This is a genomic window from Pseudogemmatithrix spongiicola, from assembly GCF_030623445.1.
GTDB lineage: Bacteria > Gemmatimonadota > Gemmatimonadetes > Gemmatimonadales > Gemmatimonadaceae > Pseudogemmatithrix > Pseudogemmatithrix spongiicola.
Map to the genome: position 1 here is coordinate 985,085 of NZ_CP130613.1, position 18,722 is coordinate 1,003,806.

The following is an 18,722-nucleotide window of genomic DNA, read 5'->3' on the forward strand; positions in this document are numbered from 1 at the left end:
TCCTTCCTTCTCCGCGCGACGCGATGGCCGGTTCGGCAGACCTCAACGCAGTCCTGGCGCAGCTGCGCGAGAAGTATCTCGCGTCCAGCGGCAACACGCTGGCGGCGTTCACGCAGCTCGCCGAGCAACTGCAGCGCGACCCGACGACGCCGGAAGTGGTGGAGGCACTGCGTCGCGAGCTGCATCGCGTGCACGGCACGGCCGGCAGTTACGGCTTCCACGAAGCCAGCCGGTTGGCCGGGGCGCTCGAGCCCGTCGCGGTGAAGTGGGCGTCCGATCCACAGCTGGATCGCGAGCGCCGCGCGGGCATCGTGCGGCAGTTCATCCGCGCGCTCGCCGGGTCGCTGCAGCAGGATCAGGCCGACGCGGCGTCGACGGCCGATGCCTTGACGCACCGCGTGCTGCTCGTCGAAGTCCCGCCGGAAGCCGCACCGGGCATCGTCGCCGAGGCGATGCACCGTGGGTACGCCGTCGAGCAGGTGCAGGCGACGGGCGTCTCGGCCGTGTTCGAGGCGACGCAGCCGACGATCGTCATCGCCGGCGCGTCGGTTGCGCTGACGGTGCCGGAAGGCGTGCCGCTGCTCCTGCTGCGCACGCCCGGGGGCGCCGTCGCGCCGCGCGCCGCGGCGGCGCGCGTGCTCGAGGCCGCCACCGACCCGCGCGAGATCCTCATGATCGCCGAGTCCATGGCCACGCGCACGGGCTTGGTGGGCGTGACCATCCTCGTCGTGGACGACGACGAGGCGATGGTGGCGCTGCTGCGATCGCTCTGCGAACGGCAGGGCATGTTCGTCGAATCGCGCCCCGATGCGCGCGAGCTCGCCCGCACGATCGACGAGGTGCGCCCCTCGCTGCTGCTGCTCGACATCAACCTGCCGGGCATCAACGGTCTCGTGGTCACGCGGCAGTTGAAGGACAGCCCGCAGCATCGGGAGCTGCCCATCGTGCTGGTGTCGGGCAGCACGGACGTGGACACCCGCACGGCGGCGTTCGTCGCCGGCGCGGACGACTTCCAGTCGAAGCCGGTGGTCGCCGAGGAACTCCTGCGGCGCATCGAGCGCATCCTCGAGAACGCGCGGCAGCGGCAGCTCCAGCAGGGCATCCATCCGGCGACGGGCCTGCCGCTGGCACAGCGGACATTGCGGGCGTTCGACGAAGCCCTCATGGCCGCCGCGGCGCGCGCCGAGGCGATGTCCGTGGCGGTGGTGCGGCCGCTTGACCCGCCGGATGGCGTGCAGCGTTCGGCGCTGTGGCACCGCGAGCTGCGCCTGCTGTCCGCGGCGCTCGGGACGGACGGCGTGCTGATGGGGTTCCGCGACGAGACCGCGGCGCTGTTGGTATTCCCGATGCGTGCGGCGGTGGCCCTGGCGCGCCTCGAGCCGTACGCCGAGGCCTCGCGGGCGGACCTCGTGCCGTGGAGCGCCGGCGTAGTGGACTTGCTGCCCGGTGCCGACCCGTCGGCGTCCGCGTTGGCCGGTCTCGCCGAGGAAGCCTGGCTCGCGGCGCGCGACAATGGCGAGTACGTGCGGCGCTGGGATCCGACCGACACGGGCATCGCGCCCGATGTCATCGTCGTCGAGGACGATGCCGCGCTGGCGGACCTCGTGACCTTCGCGCTCGCCGCCCGCGGCCTGACCTGGGTGCGCTACAACACTGGACCGGCGGCGCTCGACGGCATGCGCGGCATGCGCGTGCGTGGCCGCTCGCCCATCGTCCTGCTGGACGTCGACCTGCCCGGCCTCGACGGCTTCTCGCTGCACGAGCGCCTGCGCGTGGAGCGACCCGGCGTGTTCCGCACCGTGTTCGTGTCGGTGCATGCGACGGAGGCCGACCAGCTGCGGGCGATTCGCGCCGGCGCGCTGGACTACCTCGCGAAGCCCGTCAGCCTGCGGGTCTTGATGGCCAAGATCGCGAGTTGGCGGATGCGGGGCGCGGCCGCGTGAACGCGGCGTTCGTCCTCGGCGTCGTCGGCATCGTGCAGGTGGCCTTCCTGGCGCTGCTGCTCACCTTCGTCCTCGTGCGGCGGCGCTACGACCGGGAGCGGCGGGCCGCGTTCGTGGCGGGCCGGGAGGCGCTTGCGGCGCCGCTGCGCGACTGGATCGTGGCGGGCGCGCATCCGGAACCGGTGGTGCGCGCGCTGCGGGCCTTGCCCCGCGGCACGGCGGTCGGGTACGTCTCGCTGCTCGCCCGGCAGACCATTCCCGAGGCGCAGCGCAACGAACTGGCCATGGCGCTGCGCAACGAGCCGTGGGTGATGGCGGCCGTGCAGCGTCGCCGCTCGCGCTATTGGTGGCGGCGGCTCGAGTCGGCGCGCGCGCTCGGCATCGTCGGCACCGTGAAGGATCGCGACGCCGTGCTCGAGCTCCTCCGCGATGAGCATCCCGCGGTGCAGATCGCCGCGGCGACGGCGCTGCCGCGCGTCGCCGACGAGGCGCTGTTCGGGCAGGTCATGGATGAGCTGTTCGCGCTGCCCAAGGTGACCCGCACGTATCTCACGGGCATCCTGCGCCAGAGGGCCGCGGCGGCCGCGGTGCCGCTGGCGCATCGCATCCGCACGGGCGAGGGGGCCTCGGAACTCGCCGCGTGGATTGCCCTCGCGGCGTCGCTCGACGACCCGCGCGCCATCGAGGCGGCGTTGAAGCATGCCGCGCATCCCTCCGCGTTCGTGCGCCGGACGGTGGCGCGCGCGCTGGGCCGCTTCGCCGGCCCCGATGCCGCGCGCGTGCTCGCCGACCTAGTCGGCGACAGCGACGCGACGGTGCGGGCCGCCGCGGCCCGCTCGCTCGGGGAACTCGGCGCTACCGGTGCGGTGCCGCTGCTGGCCCCGCTGGTCAGCGATCCCGTGTGGCAAGTGCGCCTGCACGCGGCGCTCTCGCTCGCCCAACTGGGTGAGCGCGGGCGCGCCGCGCTGCGCGCCGCGCGCGAGGGCGGGGACCGTTTCGCGCGCGACATGGCGACGATGGTCAGCGGCCTCAGCGACGGCGCCATCCTCGAGATGGGGCAGGGTTGATGGACCCGGCCTGGGTCGGCATCGCGCGGGCCATCCTGTTCTGGACCGACTGGGCGGCCCTCGTCTACCTGTTGCTGCTCTCGACCGGCTACGCGGTGCTGCTGCTGCTGTCCATCCCGGAGCTGTGGCGGCACTGGCGTCTCGCCGCCGACGAGCACCTACAGCGCCTGCTGGCCTCCGACGCGCTGCCGCCGCTCACGCTGCTCGTGCCGGCCTACAACGAAGAAGTCACCATCGGTGCGAGCTTGCTCTCGTTCCTCACGCTGGAGTATCCGCAGCTCGAGGTCGTGGTCGTCAATGACGGCTCCAAGGACGCCACGATGCAGGCCCTCGTGCGCGAGTTCGACCTCTACGAGGTGCCGCCGGCCTTTCCCGTGACCATCCGCACGAAGCCCGTGCGCGGCTATTATCGCTCACGCCGCTTTGCCCGCCTGCTGGTCATCGACAAGGAGAACGGCGGCAAGGCCGACTCGCTCAACGCCGCGATGAACGCGGCGCGGCATCCCTTCGTCGTGGCGGTGGACGCCGATACGCTCATCGAACCCGACGCGCTCATGCGGCTCGCGCGGCCCTTCCTCCTCGGCGCGAACGTGGCGGCCGTGGGCGGGACCATCCGCGTCGCCAATGACTGCACCGTCGAGCTCGGCCGCGTGACGGACGCGCGCGTGAGCAACCAGTGGATCGTCGGCTGCCAGGTCGTCGAGTACCTGCGCGCGTTCCTCTTCGGGCGCCTCGGCTGGAACTCCCTCGGCGGCAACCTCATCATCTCCGGCGCCTTCGGGCTGTTCCGCAAGGAGTACCTGCTCGCCATCGGCGGGTACAAGACGGGCAACGTGACCGAGGACATGGACCTCGTCGTGCGCCTGCACCGTTATCTCCGCGAGAACGGCATCGCGGCGACGCTGCCCTTCATTCCCGACCCCGTGGCGTGGACCGAGGTCCCGACCTCGACGCAGGTGCTCTCGCGCCAGCGGGAGCGTTGGCATCGCGGACTCATCGGCACGTTGTGGACGCACCGGGCCATGCTGTTCAATCCGCGCTATGGCAGCATCGGGATGCTGGCGGTGCCGTTCTACCTCTTCGGCGAGATGCTGGCGCCGGTGGTCGAACTTGTCGGCTGGCTCGCGCTCTTCCTCGGGCTCGCCCTCGGGGCGGTGGACGCCGGCTTCGCCGCGCTGTTCTTCGCGGTGGCCATCGGGTACGGCACCTTCCTGTCGCTGTGGGCCGTCGTGCTGGAGGAGACCAGCTTCAAGCGCTACCGGCGCCGCGTCGATTTCTGGAAGCTCATCGGCTTCGCGCTCATCGAGGGCCTGGGGTACCGGCAGATGACCGTGTTCTATCGCCTGCAGTCGTTCTGGAAGCACCTGCGCGGCGTGGAGAGCTGGGGCACGATGACGCGGCAGGGGTTCGGGACCAAGCCGCCGGCCCTCAAGCCCTGAGGCGCGCGCTCAGCCGCCCTGCAGCTCGCGCCGGATGCGCTCGAGCAGCGACTGTTCGGAGTCGCGCGTCTTCACGAAGGCATCGCCGATGCGGATGCCGGCATCCTTCAGCGTCGCCTGCGTGAACTCCGTCGCGGAGTAGAGCAGGATCGGGATGGCCTTGAAGCGCGGATCGACGCGGAGGCGGCGGGCGAACGCGATGCCGTCCATGCCGGGCAGTCCGTGGTCGACGATGATGAGGCGGTACGGATGGCGGCCGAGCATGCGCGTCGCCGTCAGCGCGTCGGGCACGGCGACGGCGTGCGCGTACGGCTCGACCAGCGCACACATGACGGTGCGCATCGATTCGTCGTCCTCGACGATCAGCACGCGCGGCCGCTCGTCCTCGCTGGTCGCCGCGGCCGGCGCCAGCGGAAGCACGACGTAGAACACGCTGCCGCTGCCCTCCGCCGGCGCCTCGAAGCCAATGCGCCCGCCATGCAGTTCCGTGATGCCCTTGGCGATGCTCAGGCCGAGGCCCGTGCCGCCTGACCGCCGCGACTCGGCGCCGCCGGCCTGTTGGAAGCGACCGAAGATGCGGGACGCGAACTCCTTGGGGATGCCGGGGCCGTGGTCACGGACGCAGACGCGCACACTCTCGCCCTCGACCTGTGCGCTCACCTCCACGGCCTCGTCCCTCGGCGTGAACTTCACGGCGTTCGAGACGAGGTTCGTGAAGACCTGGATGAGGCGGTCGCTGTCGCCGATCAGCTCGAGGTCCGGGATCTGCTCGAGGCGGAGGTGCACGCCGGCATCGCGGCTGAAGCCGTCAAGGCCGTTCAGCGTCGTTTCAAGGAGGGGGCGCAGCGCGACGCGGTCGTGACGGATCTGCACATGCCCCGCATCCATCTTCTCGATGTCGAGGATGTCGTTGATCAGCCGGATGAGGCGGTCGGTGTTGGTGAGCGCGATGCGCAGCAGCTCGCGGCCCTTGGGGCTGAGCTCGCCGCCGGCGCCGCCGAGGAGCAGGCCGAGCGCGCCGCGCATCGACGTCAGCGGCGTGCGCAGCTCGTGGCTCACCGTCGAGACGAAGTCCGCCTTGAGCCGCTCCAACTCCTTGAGCTTCTCGATGTCGTCCTGGAGCTGACGCTCGCGCGTCGCGATGCTCTGGGCGAGGCGATCGAACGTAAGGCCGAGGCGCGCCATCTCGAGGTTCGGCGCCTTGTGGTAGTTCGGCAGCCGTGCCGCATCGTACCGGCCGGCGTCGAGGGCTTCCGCCGCGCGCACCACCTGCGTGAGCGAGCGCGAGAGCAGGCGCATGATCAGCGTCAGCGCCAGCATGAAGATGGCCACCGCGGCCGCGCGAATGAGGAAACCCTCCCACTCGTAGCGGGCCGCCTCCGTCTCGATTTCGGCCTCCAGCTGCGTCAATCGCTCGCGGACCTCACGCAGCACCCGGGCGTGGTCGGTGCGCATCGAGTCGATGAAATCGATGCCCCGGTCCACGCGGCGACTCCCCGCAGTGCCCGGCGCGAAGGCTGCGTAGCCGTCGCGCCGGCGCACCGCGAAGTTCACGCGGGCCACCTCGTCGTCGTAGAGTGCCACCGAGACGCGCAGGCGCTGCAGGCGGCGGGTGATGGTGAGGTCCGCGTCGAGCTGCTCGGCGATGATGGTGGCGTCGCTGTCGAAGGCCCGACGCGCCGCCTCGTACCGCATCGCCTCGGACTCGTCCGCGTTGATGATGAATCCGCGGTGCGAGGCCGCCATCGTGCTCAGCGACGCCAGCATGCGGACGGCCGCGACCTCGGCGAGGTGGAGGCGATCCATGCGTTCGGCCCGCGCCCGCGCCTCGGCCTGCGACACATCCGCCGCGAGCCGCGCCGTGAGGAACCACGCAAACGCCACCAGCACGCCGATCGCGGCCAGCTGGGAGGTGAGGGGGAGGCGGCGCCACCACCAAGCAGCCTGCAGCTTCGCGGCGCCCGTGGGGGGCTCCGGCGTCTCGTCGGGAATGGGCGCCTCGGTCATAGCTCGCGCGAAAGCTGCGCACGCGGCCCCGCGCGCGCCACCGCAATGGTAAATTGCCGTTCTCCCGTCACCCTGGCTCCCGACCGATGTCTGCCTCCACGCCGCTCCACGCCCTGCACGCCGCCGGCCAGTCCATCTGGCTCGACTTCATCGACCGCACGCTGCTGCAGGGCGATGCGCTCGCCCGTCGCATCCGCGACGACGCGCTCACCGGCATGACGTCGAATCCGACGATCTTCGAGAAGGCGCTGGCCGCAGGCACCGCGTACGACGCGCAGCTGAAGGCCGCCGCCCCGGGCAAGTCGGCCTGGGAGCTGTTCGAGCTCGTGGAGACGGACGACGTCCGGACGGCCTGCGACATCTTCCGCCCCGTGTACGACGCGTCGGGCAAACGCGACGGCTACGTCTCCATCGAGGTGTCGCCGGGCGCCGCGCACGATGCCAAGGCCACCGTCGCCGAAGCGCATCGCCTCTGGGCGACGGTCGATCGCCCGAACGTCATGATCAAGGTGCCCGGCACGCCCGAGGGCTGCATCGCGCTGGAGCAGCTGATTGCCGACGGGCTGAACGTGAACGTGACGCTGCTGTTCGCCGTCGAGGCACATGCCCGAGTCATCGAAGCCTACCTCAAGGGCCTCGAGCGCCGCGCCGCCGCCCGCCGCCCGCTGGACCACGTCGCCAGCGTCGCCTCGTTCTTCGTGAGCCGCGTGGACTCGGCCATCGACGCCGCCCTCGCGGCGCAGGTGAAGGCCGGGACGCTCGGCGCGGACCGCGCCGGCGCGCTGCAGGGCAAGGCCGCCATCGCCAACGCCAAGCGTGCCTACCGCTTGTTCCGCGAGAAGTTCAGCGGACCGCGCTGGGCCGCCCTTGCCGCCAAGGGCGCGCAGCTGCAGCGCCCGCTCTGGGCCAGCACGAGCACGAAGAATCCGGCGTACCGCGACACGATCTACGTCGAGGAGCTCATCGGCCCGGATACGGTCAACACCATGCCGCCGAACACCCTCGAGGCTTTCCGCGACCACGGCGTCACGCGCCGCACGGTCGATGTCGACCTCGCCGCCGCGGATGCGCTGCTCGCGGAGCTCGAGACCGTCGGGATCCGGCTGGACGCCGTCACCGACACGCTGCTCGCCGAAGGGCTGGCGTCGTTCCAGAAGTCGTTCGACACGTTGATCGCCGGCATCGAGCAGAAGACCGCCGCCCTCGCCGCGCGCTGACGCCGTGACGACGCCCCCCACCCAATCGCACGACGGCGACGTCACGAAGATCGTCGCCACCATCGGGCCGGCCTCGACCTCGCCCGACGTCATCCGGGCGCTCATTCGCGCCGGCATGAACGTCGCACGGCTCAACTTCTCGCACGGGACGCACGAGCAGCACGCGCGGACCGTCGCCAACATCCGCGGCATCGCCGAGGACATGCGGCGGCCCATCGCCATCCTCGGGGACCTGCAGGGGCCGCGCATCCGCATCGGCACCCTCCCGCAGGCCATCCAGCTCACCGAAGGCGAGCTGGTCACCCTCGTGCCCGAGGACCATCACGCCCACGGCGAGATTCCCGTCACCTACGACGAACTCGCCTCCGACGTGCGCGTCGGCGGGACGATTCTCGTCGACGACGGCCTGCTCGCCCTCGAGGTGACGAAGGTCGCGGCGCCGAAGGTCGAGGCCCGCGTGAGGTTCGGCGGCCTGCTCAAGAGCAACAAGGGCATGAACCTGCCCGGCATCGATGTGTCCGCGCCCTCCATCACCGAGAAGGACCGCGAGGACATCCAGTTCGCCATCGACCAGGACCTCGACTACCTCGCCCTCAGCTTCGTGCGCCGCGCCGAGGACATCACGCTGCTCAAGGGCATGCTGCCCAAAGGCATGCTGGTCGTGGCGAAGATCGAGAAGGACTCCGCGCTCGAGCGCATCGAGGCCATCCTCAAGGAAACCGACGCGGTGATGGTCGCCCGCGGCGACCTCGGCGTGGAGTTGCCGTTCGAGGAAGTCCCGCTGCAGCAGAAGCGCATCATCGGCCTCGCCAATCGCTACGGGCGGCCCGTCATCACGGCCACGCAGATGCTGGAGTCGATGATCCAGAACCCGCGCCCCACGCGCGCCGAGGCCAGCGACGTCGCAAACGCGATCCTCGACGGTACGGACGCCGTGATGCTCAGCGCCGAGACGGCCGCCGGCCTCCATCCGGTGCGCGCCGTCGAGGCGATGCGCCGCATCGCCACCGCCGCCGAGCAGGCGCCCGTGGCCCGCGGGCAGGGCATCGACCGCCTGCAGCCGGGCCAGGCGACGGTCGAGGAGACCATCGCGTCGGCCAGCGTCACGGCGGTGCGCCTGCTCGGGGCGCACACCATCGTGGTGTTCACCAAGAGCGGCTTCAGCGCCCGCATCGTCGCGGCACGGCGGCCGAAGGTGCGCATCGTCGTGCTGACCGACAACGTGCGGACGTACCGGCAGCTCGCGCTCACCTGGGGCGTCACGCCGTTCCTCGTGCCGCACTGCGAGACGTACGAGCAGATGTCGGCGCTGGCCCGCGAGTTGTTGCTGCAGCACGGCATCGCCGCGGCCGGCGAGCGCATCGTCATCACGGCGGGCGTGCCGTTCGACGTGCCGGGCACCACGAACCAGCTGAAGGTGGAGACGGTGTGAAGCTGACCTTCCTCGGGACCGGCACGAGCTTCGGCGTGCCGCAGATTGGCTGCGGCTGCGCCGTCTGCCGTTCCGAGGACCCGCGCGACCGCCGCACCCGCGTCGGTGCCATCGTCGAGGACGCCGGCCTGCGCCTGCTGCTCGACACGCCGCCCGAGCTGCGCCTGCAGCTCATCGCCGCGCAGGTCGATCGCGTCGATGCGGTGCTGTTCACGCATGAGCACGCCGACCACACGCACGGCATCGACGACATCCGCGCCATCTCCGTGCGCCGCGACGGCGCGCTGCCGATGTACGGCCCCGACGAGACCCTGCGCAGCCTGGCCCAGCGCTTTCCGTACATCTTCGACGCGGCCATGAAGCCGCTGCCCGGCACGAGCAAGCCCGAAGGCTTCGCCCACGCGCTCGAGCCGGGTGAGACCGTGCGCATCGGACACCTCGACGTCACGCCTGTCGCGTTGCCGCATGGGCGGATCCGCGTCTTCGGGTACCGGATCGGTCCGCTCGCCTACGTGACGGACGCCAAGGAGCTCCCGGAGGGGGCGCTGGCCGTGCTGCGTGGCGCCGACGTGCTGGTGCTCAACGCCCTCTTCCGCACGTCGCACCCGACGCACCTCTCAATCGGCGAGGCCGTCGACGCCGCGCGTCGCGTCGGCGCGCGGCAGACCTATCTCACGCATCTCACGCACGAGACCGCGCACGCCGCGCTCGAGTCCGCGCTGCCTGCGGACATCCGGCCGGCCTACGACGGGCTCTCGGTGGAGTTCTAGTCGATGGCCATTCGCCTTGATGTCAGCGGCATGCTGCGCCGCGCCGTGCCCACGGGTCCCGATGCGGCGGCGCTCGATGCGCTCGGGCCGAGGCTCGCCGCGGCGGTGCAGGCCTTCGAGGCGCGCGTGCGGGAGGGCGTGCTCGGATTCCGGGACCTCGAGGCCCAGGCGGGCGAGCGTGCCCGCGTGCTCGACTGGGCCGCCACCGCGAGGCGTGGACTCGACGACGTCGTCGTGCTCGGCATCGGCGGCTCGGCGCTCGGCGCCGTCTGCCTGCGCACGGCGCTGCTGCCGCGCGATTGGAACGCGCGCAGCGCCGACCAGCGCGACGGCCGCCCGCGGCTGCATGTGCTCGACAACGTCGACCCACGGAGCGTGGCTGGCTTGCTCGAACTGCTCGACCTCGCGCGCACGCGCGTGCTGGTCGTCTCCAAGTCCGGCAGCACCGCCGAGACGATGGCGCAGTACCTCTTGCTGCGCGATCGGCTGGCCGCGCAGGGCCTGAGCGCGCGCGAGCACCTCGCGTTCATCACCGATCCGGACAAGGGGGCCCTGCGCAAGGTCGCGGCGGCGGAGGGTATTCCCGCGTTCGAAGTGCCGCCGAACGTCGGCGGGCGGTTCAGCGTGCTCAGCCCGGTCGGCACCGTGCCGGCCGCCCTGTTCGGGCTCGACGTGCAGGCGCTGATCGACGGGGCCATTGCGATGCGCGACCGCTGTACGTCGGCGCAGCTGCGCGAGAATCCCGCCTTGGCCTTCGCCGCGCTGCAATGGCACGCGCATGAGACGGCCGGGCAGGGGGCGCACGTCCTGATGCCGTACAGCGACGCGCTGCGCGACCTCGGGCCGTGGTTCGTGCAGCTCTGGGCCGAGTCGCTCGGCAAGCGCACCGCCGACGGTCGCCATGTCGGCCCGACGCCGATCGCCGCGGTCGGCGCCACCGATCAGCACGCGCAGGTCCAGCTCTTCATGGAGGGTCCCCGCGACAAGACGGTGACCTTCGTGGACGTGGAATCGCACCCGGACGACCTCGGCATCCCGCACGGCGACGGGGCGCCCGCCGACCTCGCGTACCTGCGCGGCCACACCTTCGGCGAGCTGCTCCGCACCGAGTGCCGCGCGACGGCTGGCGCCCTCGCACGCGGGGGACGGCCCACCATGACGCTGCGCGTGTCGCAGGTCGATGCCTGGCACCTGGGCGGGCTGTTCATGTTCTTCGAGCTCGCGACCATCTACGCCGCCGGGCTCTACGGTATCGATCCCCTCGACCAGCCCGGTGTCGAGCTCGGGAAGCAGCTCACGTACTATCAGTTCGGGCATCCGCAGTGGCAGGGGATGCGCGAGATCTGGGAGTCGTTGCCGGCATCGGATCCGCACTGGGTGCTGTAAGGCGGCGGACGCGACCTAGCCGCGTTGCCTGAACCCCGGAATCGGGCCAGATTTGAGGGCTGGGTTGCCATTCCTGCCCGCGTCGCGCGCGATCGACTGCCGCGCCTCCACATCCTGACTCCGATTCCGATGTCCCAGGTACCCGCCACCGTCGCCCAGACCCTCGGCGCCGCCGCGTCTATCGCCAACGGCAAGCTGACCCTCAAGGACGAGGCCGCCCTCGCCGGCCCGATGATGGATGCCCTCGTGCGCCTCGCCGTGTTCGGCCAGGCGGAGGAACAGGACTGGGCCCGCTGGGCCATCTGGGAGTGCGGCCGCGCCGTCGGCACCTTCTCGGCGTCGATCCACGATTTCTACATGGCCCGCGGCCGCGGGGACGTCCCGCCGGTGACGGTGCCGGCCATCAACGTGCGCGGCGCCTCGTACGACACGGCGCGAGCCATCTTCCGCACCGCCCGGAAGCTCAAGGGTGGCGCGTTCATCCTCGAGATCGCCCGTTCGGAGATTGCCTACACCGAGCAGCGGCCGTCGGAGTACGTCGCGGTGATGCTCGCCGCGGCGCTGCGCGAGGGCCATCGCGGGCCGGTGTTCATCCAGGGCGACCACTTCCAGGTGAACGCCAAGAAGTACAAGGTCGACGCCACGGCCGAGGTCGGCGCGGTCAAACAGCTCGCGCTCGAAGCCATCACGGCCGGGTTCTACAACATCGACATCGACACGTCGACGCTCGTGGACCTCGCGCACCCCACGCTGGACGCGCAGCAGCGCCTCAACTTCGAGACGGCCGTCGAGCTCACGCGCTACGTGCGCTCGCTGGAGCCGAAGGGCGTGACCATCTCGCTCGGCGGCGAGATCGGCGAAGTGGGCACCGAGAACTCGACGGTGCCGGAGCTCGAGGCGTTCATGGATGGCTACAACCGCACGCTCGAGGCGCAGGCCAAGGGCATGGTGGGCCTGAGCAAGATCTCGGTGCAGTCGGGCACGTCGCACGGCGGCGTGGTGCTGGCCGACGGCTCGATCGCCGACGTCGCGCTGGACTTCAAGACGCTCGAGGATCTCTCGCGCGTGTCGCGCAAGAAGTACGGACTCTCGGGCGCGGTGCAGCATGGCGCCTCGACGCTGCCGGATAGCGCGTTCTATCACTTCCCGCGGACCGAAACGGCTGAGATCCACCTCGCCACCGGCTTCCAGAACATGCTGTACGATCACCTGCCGCCGGCGCTGCGTGAGGAGATCTACGCGTGGCTGCGCACCAACGCCGCCGAGGAGCGCAAGGCGGGCGACACGGACGAGCAGTTCTTCTACAAGACCCGCAAGAAGGCCCTCGGGCCGTTCAAGCGGCAGCTGTGGGACCTGCCGGCCGACGTGAAGGCGAAGCTTGCATTAGCGTACGATGAAAAGTTCACCTTCCTGTTCGAGAACCTCGCCGTGGGCGGAACAGCGGAGGGGGTGCGACGGTACGTGAATGGACCGGCCATCGAGCGGCCTGCCCCCGGGGCAGGCCCCGCCGTGGAAGCGGCGCCGGACGATCCGGACGCGGGCGAATAGTCCGCGCCCGCGGCAGTTCCCCCACTGAGGTGATTCCCATGCGCAAGATTCTCCTGCTGTCCGCCGTGGCGTTGTTGGCCACGGGCTGTGTCTCCAAGAAGGAATACGACCGCCAGCTGGCCCAGGCGGCCGCGTTGTCGGCTGAGAAGGACTCGCTGCTCTCCGAGGTCGTTGCGACGTCCTCGTTCATCTCCGAGGTGAACGGCGAGATCGATAAGGTGCGCAGCGGGCAGCCGGTGCAGTCGCGTGAAGGCGAGATGGAAACCCTCTCGCCGACCGAGGCGCGCGCGCAGCTCGTCGGCCGCGTGCAGGAGCTGACCAACCGCGTGCGCCAGGCGGAGGAGCGCATGGCGCAGAGCCGGCGCCGCATCGCGGCGCTGACCGCCGGCAACGAGGACCTGACGCGTCGCTTCGATTCGACCGTCGCGGCGTTCCAGACGCTGGTCGACCAGCAGAAGCAGGAGATCGCCGGCCTCGTCGAGCAGGTGACGGCGTTGACCGCGCAGAACGCCCAGCTCCGCGAGCAGAACACGCAGCTCGCGGCCGAAGGCGCCTCGCTGCGCTCCGATCGCGACGCCCTCGTGGTCGAGCAGAACACGGTGTACTGGGTGGCCGGCACGCAGGCGGACTTGTTGTCGCGCGGCATCATCGAGCGCCGGGGCGGCATGCTCGGCATCGGCCGCACGACGGTCATCTCGCGCACGCTCGACGCCGAGGACTTCACCTCCGCCGACCGGCGGGAGTTGCGGGAGCTGACGCTTCCCGATCCTGCCAAGACCTATCGCATCGTGTCCCCGAATGACCTCGCGGGCTTGGAAGCGGCGCCCGCCGATGGCAAGTTCAAGGGGACGATTCGCATTGCCGACCCGACCGCCTTCTGGCGCACGTCGCGCTTCTTGGTGCTGGTCGAGAGCTGAGTCAAACCCCCGTCCGGGGAGGAACGATGGCCGAACGTGATGAACCCGCAGTGGTAATCGAACGGCGTGGCGGCGGTGCCGGCAGCGGCATCGCCCTCTTCCTCCTCGGGGCGGCGGTCGGCGCCGGCTTGGCGCTCCTCTGGGCGCCCCAGTCCGGCGACGAGACCCGCGCGCAGATCCGGCGCGGGGCGCGGCGCCTGAAGCGCAAGGCGCGTGACCTCGCCGACTCGGGCCGCGACCTCGTCGATGACTTGCAGCGGCAGGGCAAGTCGGCGGCGCGTGATGCCCGCTCGGCGCTCGAGGAACGGCTCGCCCGCCACCGCGAGGCGGTCGACGGAGAGGACGACGGCGTCTGATCGGGCTCGCCGTTGGCGTCGTCCGCCGGGTCTGGCGTGACGTCCTGCACGACAACGTGAGTTTCCTCGCCGGCGGGGTGGCCTTCAACATCCTCCTCGCCGGCGTGCCGTTCCTGCTCATGCTGGCGGCCGGACTCGGCTACCTGCTTGGCGAATCGCCGGACGGCGCGGCGCACATCGTCGAGGGGGTGCTGCTGCGCGTGCTCCCGGCGCAGGCCGGCGTCAGCGGGTCGATGCTCGATCCCGTCCTCGCCGACGTGACGCGCACGCGCGCCGTGTTCGGCATCTCCGGCGCCGTCGGTTTCCTGTGGTTCTCGACGCGCCTCTTCGGCTCGCTGCGCAACGTCATCACGACGGTCTTCGAGCACGGGCGCGACCGCCCGGTGCTGCGCGGCATCGCGTGGGATCTGGCGCTCTCCGTGCTGACGCTCGCGCTGCTCTGCACCTGGATCGCGCTCACGTCGTTCCTCGCCATCTCCACGGGCCGCGTCGGGTCGGCGCTCATCGAGCTCGGCGTGCGCGAGGATGTGCTCGGCGGCGTCGAGGTGTTGCTCGCGCGGCTCCTCGCCGTGGCGGTCGTTGCGGCGCTGTTCGGCATGCTCTACCGCTGGCTCCCGAAGCGGAAGACCCCGTGGGTCCCCACGATTGCCGGCGGCATCACCGCCGCGCTGCTCTTCGAGTTCGCGCGCTGGCTCTTCGGCCTCGTCGTCAGCAACTTCCCGCCGGCCTCGATCTACTCCGGCACGCTCGGCGCGCTCGTCGTGGTAGTGTTCTGGACCTACTACGCCGCGCTGGTGTTCGTGCTCGGCGCCGAAGTCGCATGCGCGGTGCACGAAGAACTCGGCACCGACCCGACGGCCCTCGAATAGCCGCGCTCCCGTCTCATGTCTCACATCTCACGTCTGTAGTCACATGATCGACCTCCGCTCCGATACCGTCACCAAGCCCTCGGCCGCCATGCGCCAAGCCATGGCCAATGCCGAGGTGGGCGATGACGTCCTCGACGGCGATCCGACGGTGCTGCGGCTGGAACGGCGCGTCGCGGAGCTGCTCGGGAAGGAGCGCGGCCTGTTCTTCCCGACCGGCACGATGGCCAACCAAGCCGCGCTGTGGCTGCTCGGCGAGCGCGGCACGGAAGTGTACTGCCACGAAGACTCCCACATCGTGAACTGGGAGATCGCCGGCACGGCGGGCCTGATCGGCTTGCAGCCGCGGTTGGTGGGTGGCGCGCCGGTGCTCGAGCCGGAGGCCCTGCGGGAGAAGCTGCGCCCCGCATCGCCGCATGCGCCGCGCGCCTCACTGGTGTGCGCCGAGAACACGCACAACGGGGCGGGCGGCATGGTGACGCCGCTGGCGAAGCTGCAGGCCATTCGCGCGGTCGCCGACGCGGCGGGCTTGCCGCTGCATCTCGACGGCGCGCGCCTTTGGAACGCCGCCGTGGCGACCGGCACGTCGCTGGCCGCCTTCGCCGCCTGCGCGGAGACCGTGATGGTCAGCTTCAGCAAGGGCCTCGGGGCGCCCGTCGGCGCCGTGCTCGTCGGCAGCGCGACGGTGATGGCCAAGGCCTGGGAGACGCGCAAGCGCTTCGGTGGGGGCATGCGGCAGTCGGGCATCCTCGCGGCCGCGGCGCTCCATGGCCTGGAGCACAACCTGCCGCGCTTGCACGAGGATCACCGCCGGGCGGCGGCGCTGGCCGCCGTGCTGGCGACGATCGCCGACCTCCGGGTGGTGCCGCCGGACACGAACATCGTGATGGTCGACCTGCCCGAGCGCCATCGCGCGGCGGACGTCGTCGCGCGCGCCAAGGCGGCCGGCGTGGCCATCAGTGCCTGGAACGCGTCCCGGATCCGCGTGGTGCTGCACGGCGACATCGATGACCGGGCGGCGGCCGACGCCACGGCGCGCCTCCAAGAGGTGCTGCGATGACCGAGCAGACGCAGGCGGCCGGGGAAGCCTCACGGCGCCTGCTCGCGGCGGGCGAGCGCGAGCTGCAGCGCATCGTGCTCGACATGCATGATGGTCCGGTGCAGGACATCTTCGCCGCCGTGTCGCACCTGCAGCTGCTGCAGCGCGACCTCACGTACGAGCCGGAGGCGGCGCGCCGCGCGGGGCAGGCGGCCGCGCTGCTCGAGCGCGCGCTCGGCGAGATCCGCACGCTCATTGGCGTGTTCCGTCCGCCGGGCTTCGAGCGCCGCGACCTCGGGGCCATCCTCGAGGGCCTCACCGTGCAGCACGAGGCGATGACGGACCAGCCCGTCGAGTGCTCACTCGACGAGTCGCTCGGCGACTGTTCGCTGCCGGTGAAGATCGCGCTCTACCGCATCCTGCAGGAGGCGCTGGCCAATGGCCATCGCCATGCCGGCGCGACGCGCCAGACCGTCTCGGTCGAGCGCCGCGACGGCGAGCTGCGCATGGTCGTCACCGACAACGGCCGCGGCTTCGATTCTCCCAAGGTGCTCGCGCGCGAGGCCGACGTCGGCGTCGAGGGCGGACACTTCGGACTGCGGGGCATCCAGGACCGCGTCGCGATGCTTGGCGGGCGCTTCGCGATCGATTCGGCGCCCGGCGCCGGCACCGTGCTCACCATCACAGTCCCGGCGGACGCGTGACCAACGACCGGAAGATCCGCATCGTCCTCGCGGACGACCATGGCATCGTGCTGGAGGGGCTGCGCGCCCTGCTCGACAGCGAGGGCGACATGGAAGTCATCGCCGCGACGACGGATGGCGCGCAGGTGCTGCCGCTGGTGCGCAAGCACACGCCGGAGGTCGTCGTCCTCGACTACGAGTTGGGCGGCATGCGCGCGACAGACATCATCGGCGATCTTCGGGCGATGCCCGATGCGCCGCGCGTGCTCGTGCTCACGGCCTACCACGACGGCGAGACGATTCGCTCGGTGCTGGAATCGGGCGCCGAGGGGCTCGCGCTCAAGACGGCGTCGCCGCAGCAGACGCTGAGCGCGATCCGTCAGGTGGTCGACGGCCAGCTGGTGTTTCCGCAGGCGGCGCGGCGCTGGCTAGAAGCGCGTGGCACGCGCGGCGGCATCATGGATCTGACGGCGCGCGAGCGTGAGGTCTGGGCGCTGCTCGCCGAAGGGCTCACCAACGTGCAGATCGCGGCGCGGCTCTCGTTGTCCGAGAACACCGTGAAGTTCCACGTCCAGCATCTGTACCAGAAGCTGGGCGTGAAGAACCGGACCGAGGCCGCGCTCAGGCACCAGGGGCCGGGCGGGCGGAGCGGACCTCCGCGGGGATAGCGGCTGTGCGCGGCGCCGCGCGCCGTACGACGTACTCGGCGACCAAGCGTTCGACGACGGCGCGCCCCTGCTGCTCGTCGCCATCCACGGCGATGACGTCGGGACCGGCGGCACCGCTGCTGACCTGGAGGACGGTAGCGTCGGCGTCGGCGCGCAGCGCGTCGAGGTTCGGCATCGGCACGGGGCGCGCGACACGGAGCTCATAGCGCACGGCCCGTCCCGGCACGGCGCGGCGCAGCACGACGAGGTCGGCGCGGTCGCGCTGGGGGAGAATGAAACGCTGCGCCTCGGCGTCGGCCGTCCCGCTGTCGAGAAACACCGAGACGTCCCAGAGCGCACGCAGTTCCGGCGAGGCGAGGCCGTGCAGGCCGTGCGCCACGATCAGCGCGGTCGGATGCACGAACTCCGGCGCCGAGAAGTCGCCGCTGGTGCGGTCGACCACGGGCTTGAAGACCGTCTCGCCTTGGCGCAGGAGGCGCAGGTGCTGCGCCATGAGCGCGAGGCTGGCATCATGCGGCGTGCGCGCCGCCCGGGCGGGCGGCGGGGCATCGGGCCCGCGCGGCACGGCGTAGTCGTCGAGGGCGAGGGCGGCGCAGTGCGCCGCGCCGAGCTGCGCGACGATCGACTGCGCGAGGCGGCGCTTACCGCTGCCGTGGTCGCCGATGATGGCGCAGAGCGTTGGGCGTGGGGAGCGGCTCGTCACTGGGTGGGATCCCCCGAGGGTGGGGCGCGGGCGGACGGACGCCCCCCGCGTCCGCCGCCGCGCAGCCGTGCCGGATCCGGCGAACCATCGCCGTCACGGATGCGGAGAATCTCTCGGTCTGCGCCATCGGCGAGAACGCCTGTAGGGGCGGGGGGGAGTGGGTGGCGGGCACTACCCGAGCGGGTGGTTTCGCCGGACGGCTTCCGATGCGTTGTCGGGGGCGGTGCGCAGGCGTATATTTCACGTGTTCCAGGTCCCGGGGGGCTTCGGCCCGCCAACCCCGCCAGGGCCGAAAGGCAGCAACGGTACGTGACGTCGTCGTCGCCTCGTCAGACCTGGAACACTCGCGCGAGTGAACTGCCGGTACCCGGTGTGTTCCTCGCGCGATTTCTTTTCACCACGAAGACACGAAGGCACGAAGGAACGGTCGGTCTTCGAAGGCGGCGCTTCCACGTCTCACCGGGCTTGGGGTCGAATCCTTCGGTGCCGTCGAGGGCCTTCGTGTCTTCGTGCCTTCTATGTCGATTCGACGGTATGTTCGTGGGACAAGGGTGCGGGGCGAGCCCGGTCGTGCCTCGGTTCGTGAAGACCGCCACGGAGCAGGGGCCGCGCCCACCCATCACGATTGCCGAGAGCCCGGACGGTTGGGTGGTGCCCACGCCCGACGTGGAGCCCGCATGC

Annotated in this window: 16 protein-coding genes and 1 other RNA gene; 15 read left to right on the plus strand and 2 right to left on the minus strand. The window is 71.1% G+C overall.

Features of this window, described 5'->3' with window-relative positions:
• Nucleotides 1-23 precede the first annotated feature (23 nt).
• The 3 genes from Strain318_RS04380 to Strain318_RS04390 are packed head-to-tail and all read left to right on the plus strand — an operon-like array spanning nucleotide 24 to nucleotide 4,449.
• Nucleotides 24-1,943, plus strand: coding sequence for a response regulator (locus tag Strain318_RS04380; RefSeq protein ID WP_367887315.1), 1,920 nt, complete (start codon nucleotides 24-26; stop codon nucleotides 1,941-1,943).
• The gene (locus Strain318_RS04385) at nucleotides 1,940-3,010 is read left to right on the plus strand and encodes a HEAT repeat domain-containing protein (protein WP_367887316.1); all 1,071 of its coding nucleotides are present in this window, start codon (nucleotides 1,940-1,942) and stop codon (nucleotides 3,008-3,010) included. The genes Strain318_RS04380 and Strain318_RS04385 overlap by 4 nt, the downstream gene beginning before the upstream one ends.
• Nucleotides 3,010-4,449: a glycosyltransferase family 2 protein gene (locus Strain318_RS04390; protein ID WP_367887317.1), complete on the plus strand. Its 1,440-nt coding sequence runs from the start codon at nucleotides 3,010-3,012 to the stop codon at nucleotides 4,447-4,449. Before Strain318_RS04385 ends, Strain318_RS04390 begins: the two co-directional genes overlap by 1 nt.
• A 9-nt stretch (nucleotides 4,450-4,458) precedes the next feature.
• On the opposite strand, the gene Strain318_RS04395 is transcribed toward Strain318_RS04390, so the two are convergent.
• Entirely contained in the window at nucleotides 4,459-6,456 is a 1,998-nt protein-coding gene (locus Strain318_RS04395) for an ATP-binding protein (protein ID WP_367887318.1), read from the minus strand.
• Between the two features lie 86 nt (nucleotides 6,457-6,542).
• Here Strain318_RS04395 and tal point away from each other — a divergent pair, with 86 nt between their 5' ends.
• From tal to Strain318_RS04450, 11 genes are all read left to right on the plus strand, one after another.
• Nucleotides 6,543-7,673, plus strand: coding sequence for a transaldolase (gene tal / locus Strain318_RS04400; RefSeq protein WP_367887319.1), 1,131 nt, complete (start codon nucleotides 6,543-6,545; stop codon nucleotides 7,671-7,673).
• A gap of 4 nt (nucleotides 7,674-7,677) precedes the next feature.
• Complete coding sequence (pyk, locus tag Strain318_RS04405) at nucleotides 7,678-9,105, plus strand: pyruvate kinase (protein ID WP_367887320.1); 1,428 nt, start codon at nucleotides 7,678-7,680, stop codon at nucleotides 9,103-9,105.
• The gene (locus tag Strain318_RS04410; RefSeq protein ID WP_367887321.1) at nucleotides 9,102-9,875 is read left to right on the plus strand and encodes an MBL fold metallo-hydrolase; all 774 of its coding nucleotides are present in this window, start codon (nucleotides 9,102-9,104) and stop codon (nucleotides 9,873-9,875) included. The genes pyk and Strain318_RS04410 overlap by 4 nt, the downstream gene beginning before the upstream one ends.
• 3 nt (nucleotides 9,876-9,878) lie before the next feature.
• Nucleotides 9,879-11,261 carry a glucose-6-phosphate isomerase gene (locus Strain318_RS04415; protein WP_367887322.1) on the plus strand — a complete coding sequence of 461 codons (1,383 nt, stop codon included), beginning with the start codon at nucleotides 9,879-9,881 and terminating at the stop codon, nucleotides 11,259-11,261.
• Nucleotides 11,262-11,390: 129 nt separating this feature from the next.
• The gene (locus Strain318_RS04420; protein WP_367887323.1) at nucleotides 11,391-12,809 is read left to right on the plus strand and encodes a class II fructose-bisphosphate aldolase; all 1,419 of its coding nucleotides are present in this window, start codon (nucleotides 11,391-11,393) and stop codon (nucleotides 12,807-12,809) included.
• Between the two features lie 38 nt (nucleotides 12,810-12,847).
• Nucleotides 12,848-13,726 carry a Cbp1 family collagen-binding glycoprotein adhesin gene (locus tag Strain318_RS04425; protein ID WP_367887324.1) on the plus strand — a complete coding sequence of 293 codons (879 nt, stop codon included), beginning with the start codon at nucleotides 12,848-12,850 and terminating at the stop codon, nucleotides 13,724-13,726.
• A 26-nt stretch (nucleotides 13,727-13,752) separates the two neighbouring features.
• Nucleotides 13,753-14,082, plus strand: coding sequence for a YtxH domain-containing protein (locus Strain318_RS04430; protein WP_367887325.1), 330 nt, complete (start codon nucleotides 13,753-13,755; stop codon nucleotides 14,080-14,082).
• Between the two features lie 56 nt (nucleotides 14,083-14,138).
• Nucleotides 14,139-14,951, plus strand: a complete 813-nt coding sequence (locus tag Strain318_RS04435) for a YihY/virulence factor BrkB family protein (RefSeq protein WP_367887326.1) — start codon at nucleotides 14,139-14,141, stop codon at nucleotides 14,949-14,951.
• A 43-nt stretch (nucleotides 14,952-14,994) separates the two neighbouring features.
• The gene (locus Strain318_RS04440) at nucleotides 14,995-16,008 is read left to right on the plus strand and encodes a threonine aldolase family protein (RefSeq protein WP_367887327.1); all 1,014 of its coding nucleotides are present in this window, start codon (nucleotides 14,995-14,997) and stop codon (nucleotides 16,006-16,008) included.
• Complete coding sequence (locus tag Strain318_RS04445; RefSeq protein ID WP_367887328.1) at nucleotides 16,005-16,691, plus strand: sensor histidine kinase; 687 nt, start codon at nucleotides 16,005-16,007, stop codon at nucleotides 16,689-16,691. Before Strain318_RS04440 ends, Strain318_RS04445 begins: the two co-directional genes overlap by 4 nt.
• Entirely contained in the window at nucleotides 16,688-17,338 is a 651-nt protein-coding gene (locus Strain318_RS04450) for a LuxR C-terminal-related transcriptional regulator (protein WP_367887329.1), read from the plus strand. Before Strain318_RS04445 ends, Strain318_RS04450 begins: the two co-directional genes overlap by 4 nt.
• Here the strand turns inward: Strain318_RS04450 and Strain318_RS04455 are convergent.
• Complete coding sequence (locus Strain318_RS04455) at nucleotides 17,292-18,041, minus strand: uridine kinase family protein (protein WP_367887330.1); 750 nt, start codon at nucleotides 18,039-18,041, stop codon at nucleotides 17,292-17,294. The two genes, Strain318_RS04450 and Strain318_RS04455, sit on opposite strands and share 47 nt — an antisense overlap.
• A gap of 248 nt (nucleotides 18,042-18,289) precedes the next feature.
• Here Strain318_RS04455 and ffs point away from each other — a divergent pair.
• Nucleotides 18,290-18,384: signal recognition particle sRNA small type (gene ffs / locus Strain318_RS04460), an RNA gene on the plus strand.
• Nucleotides 18,385-18,722 lie beyond the last annotated feature (338 nt).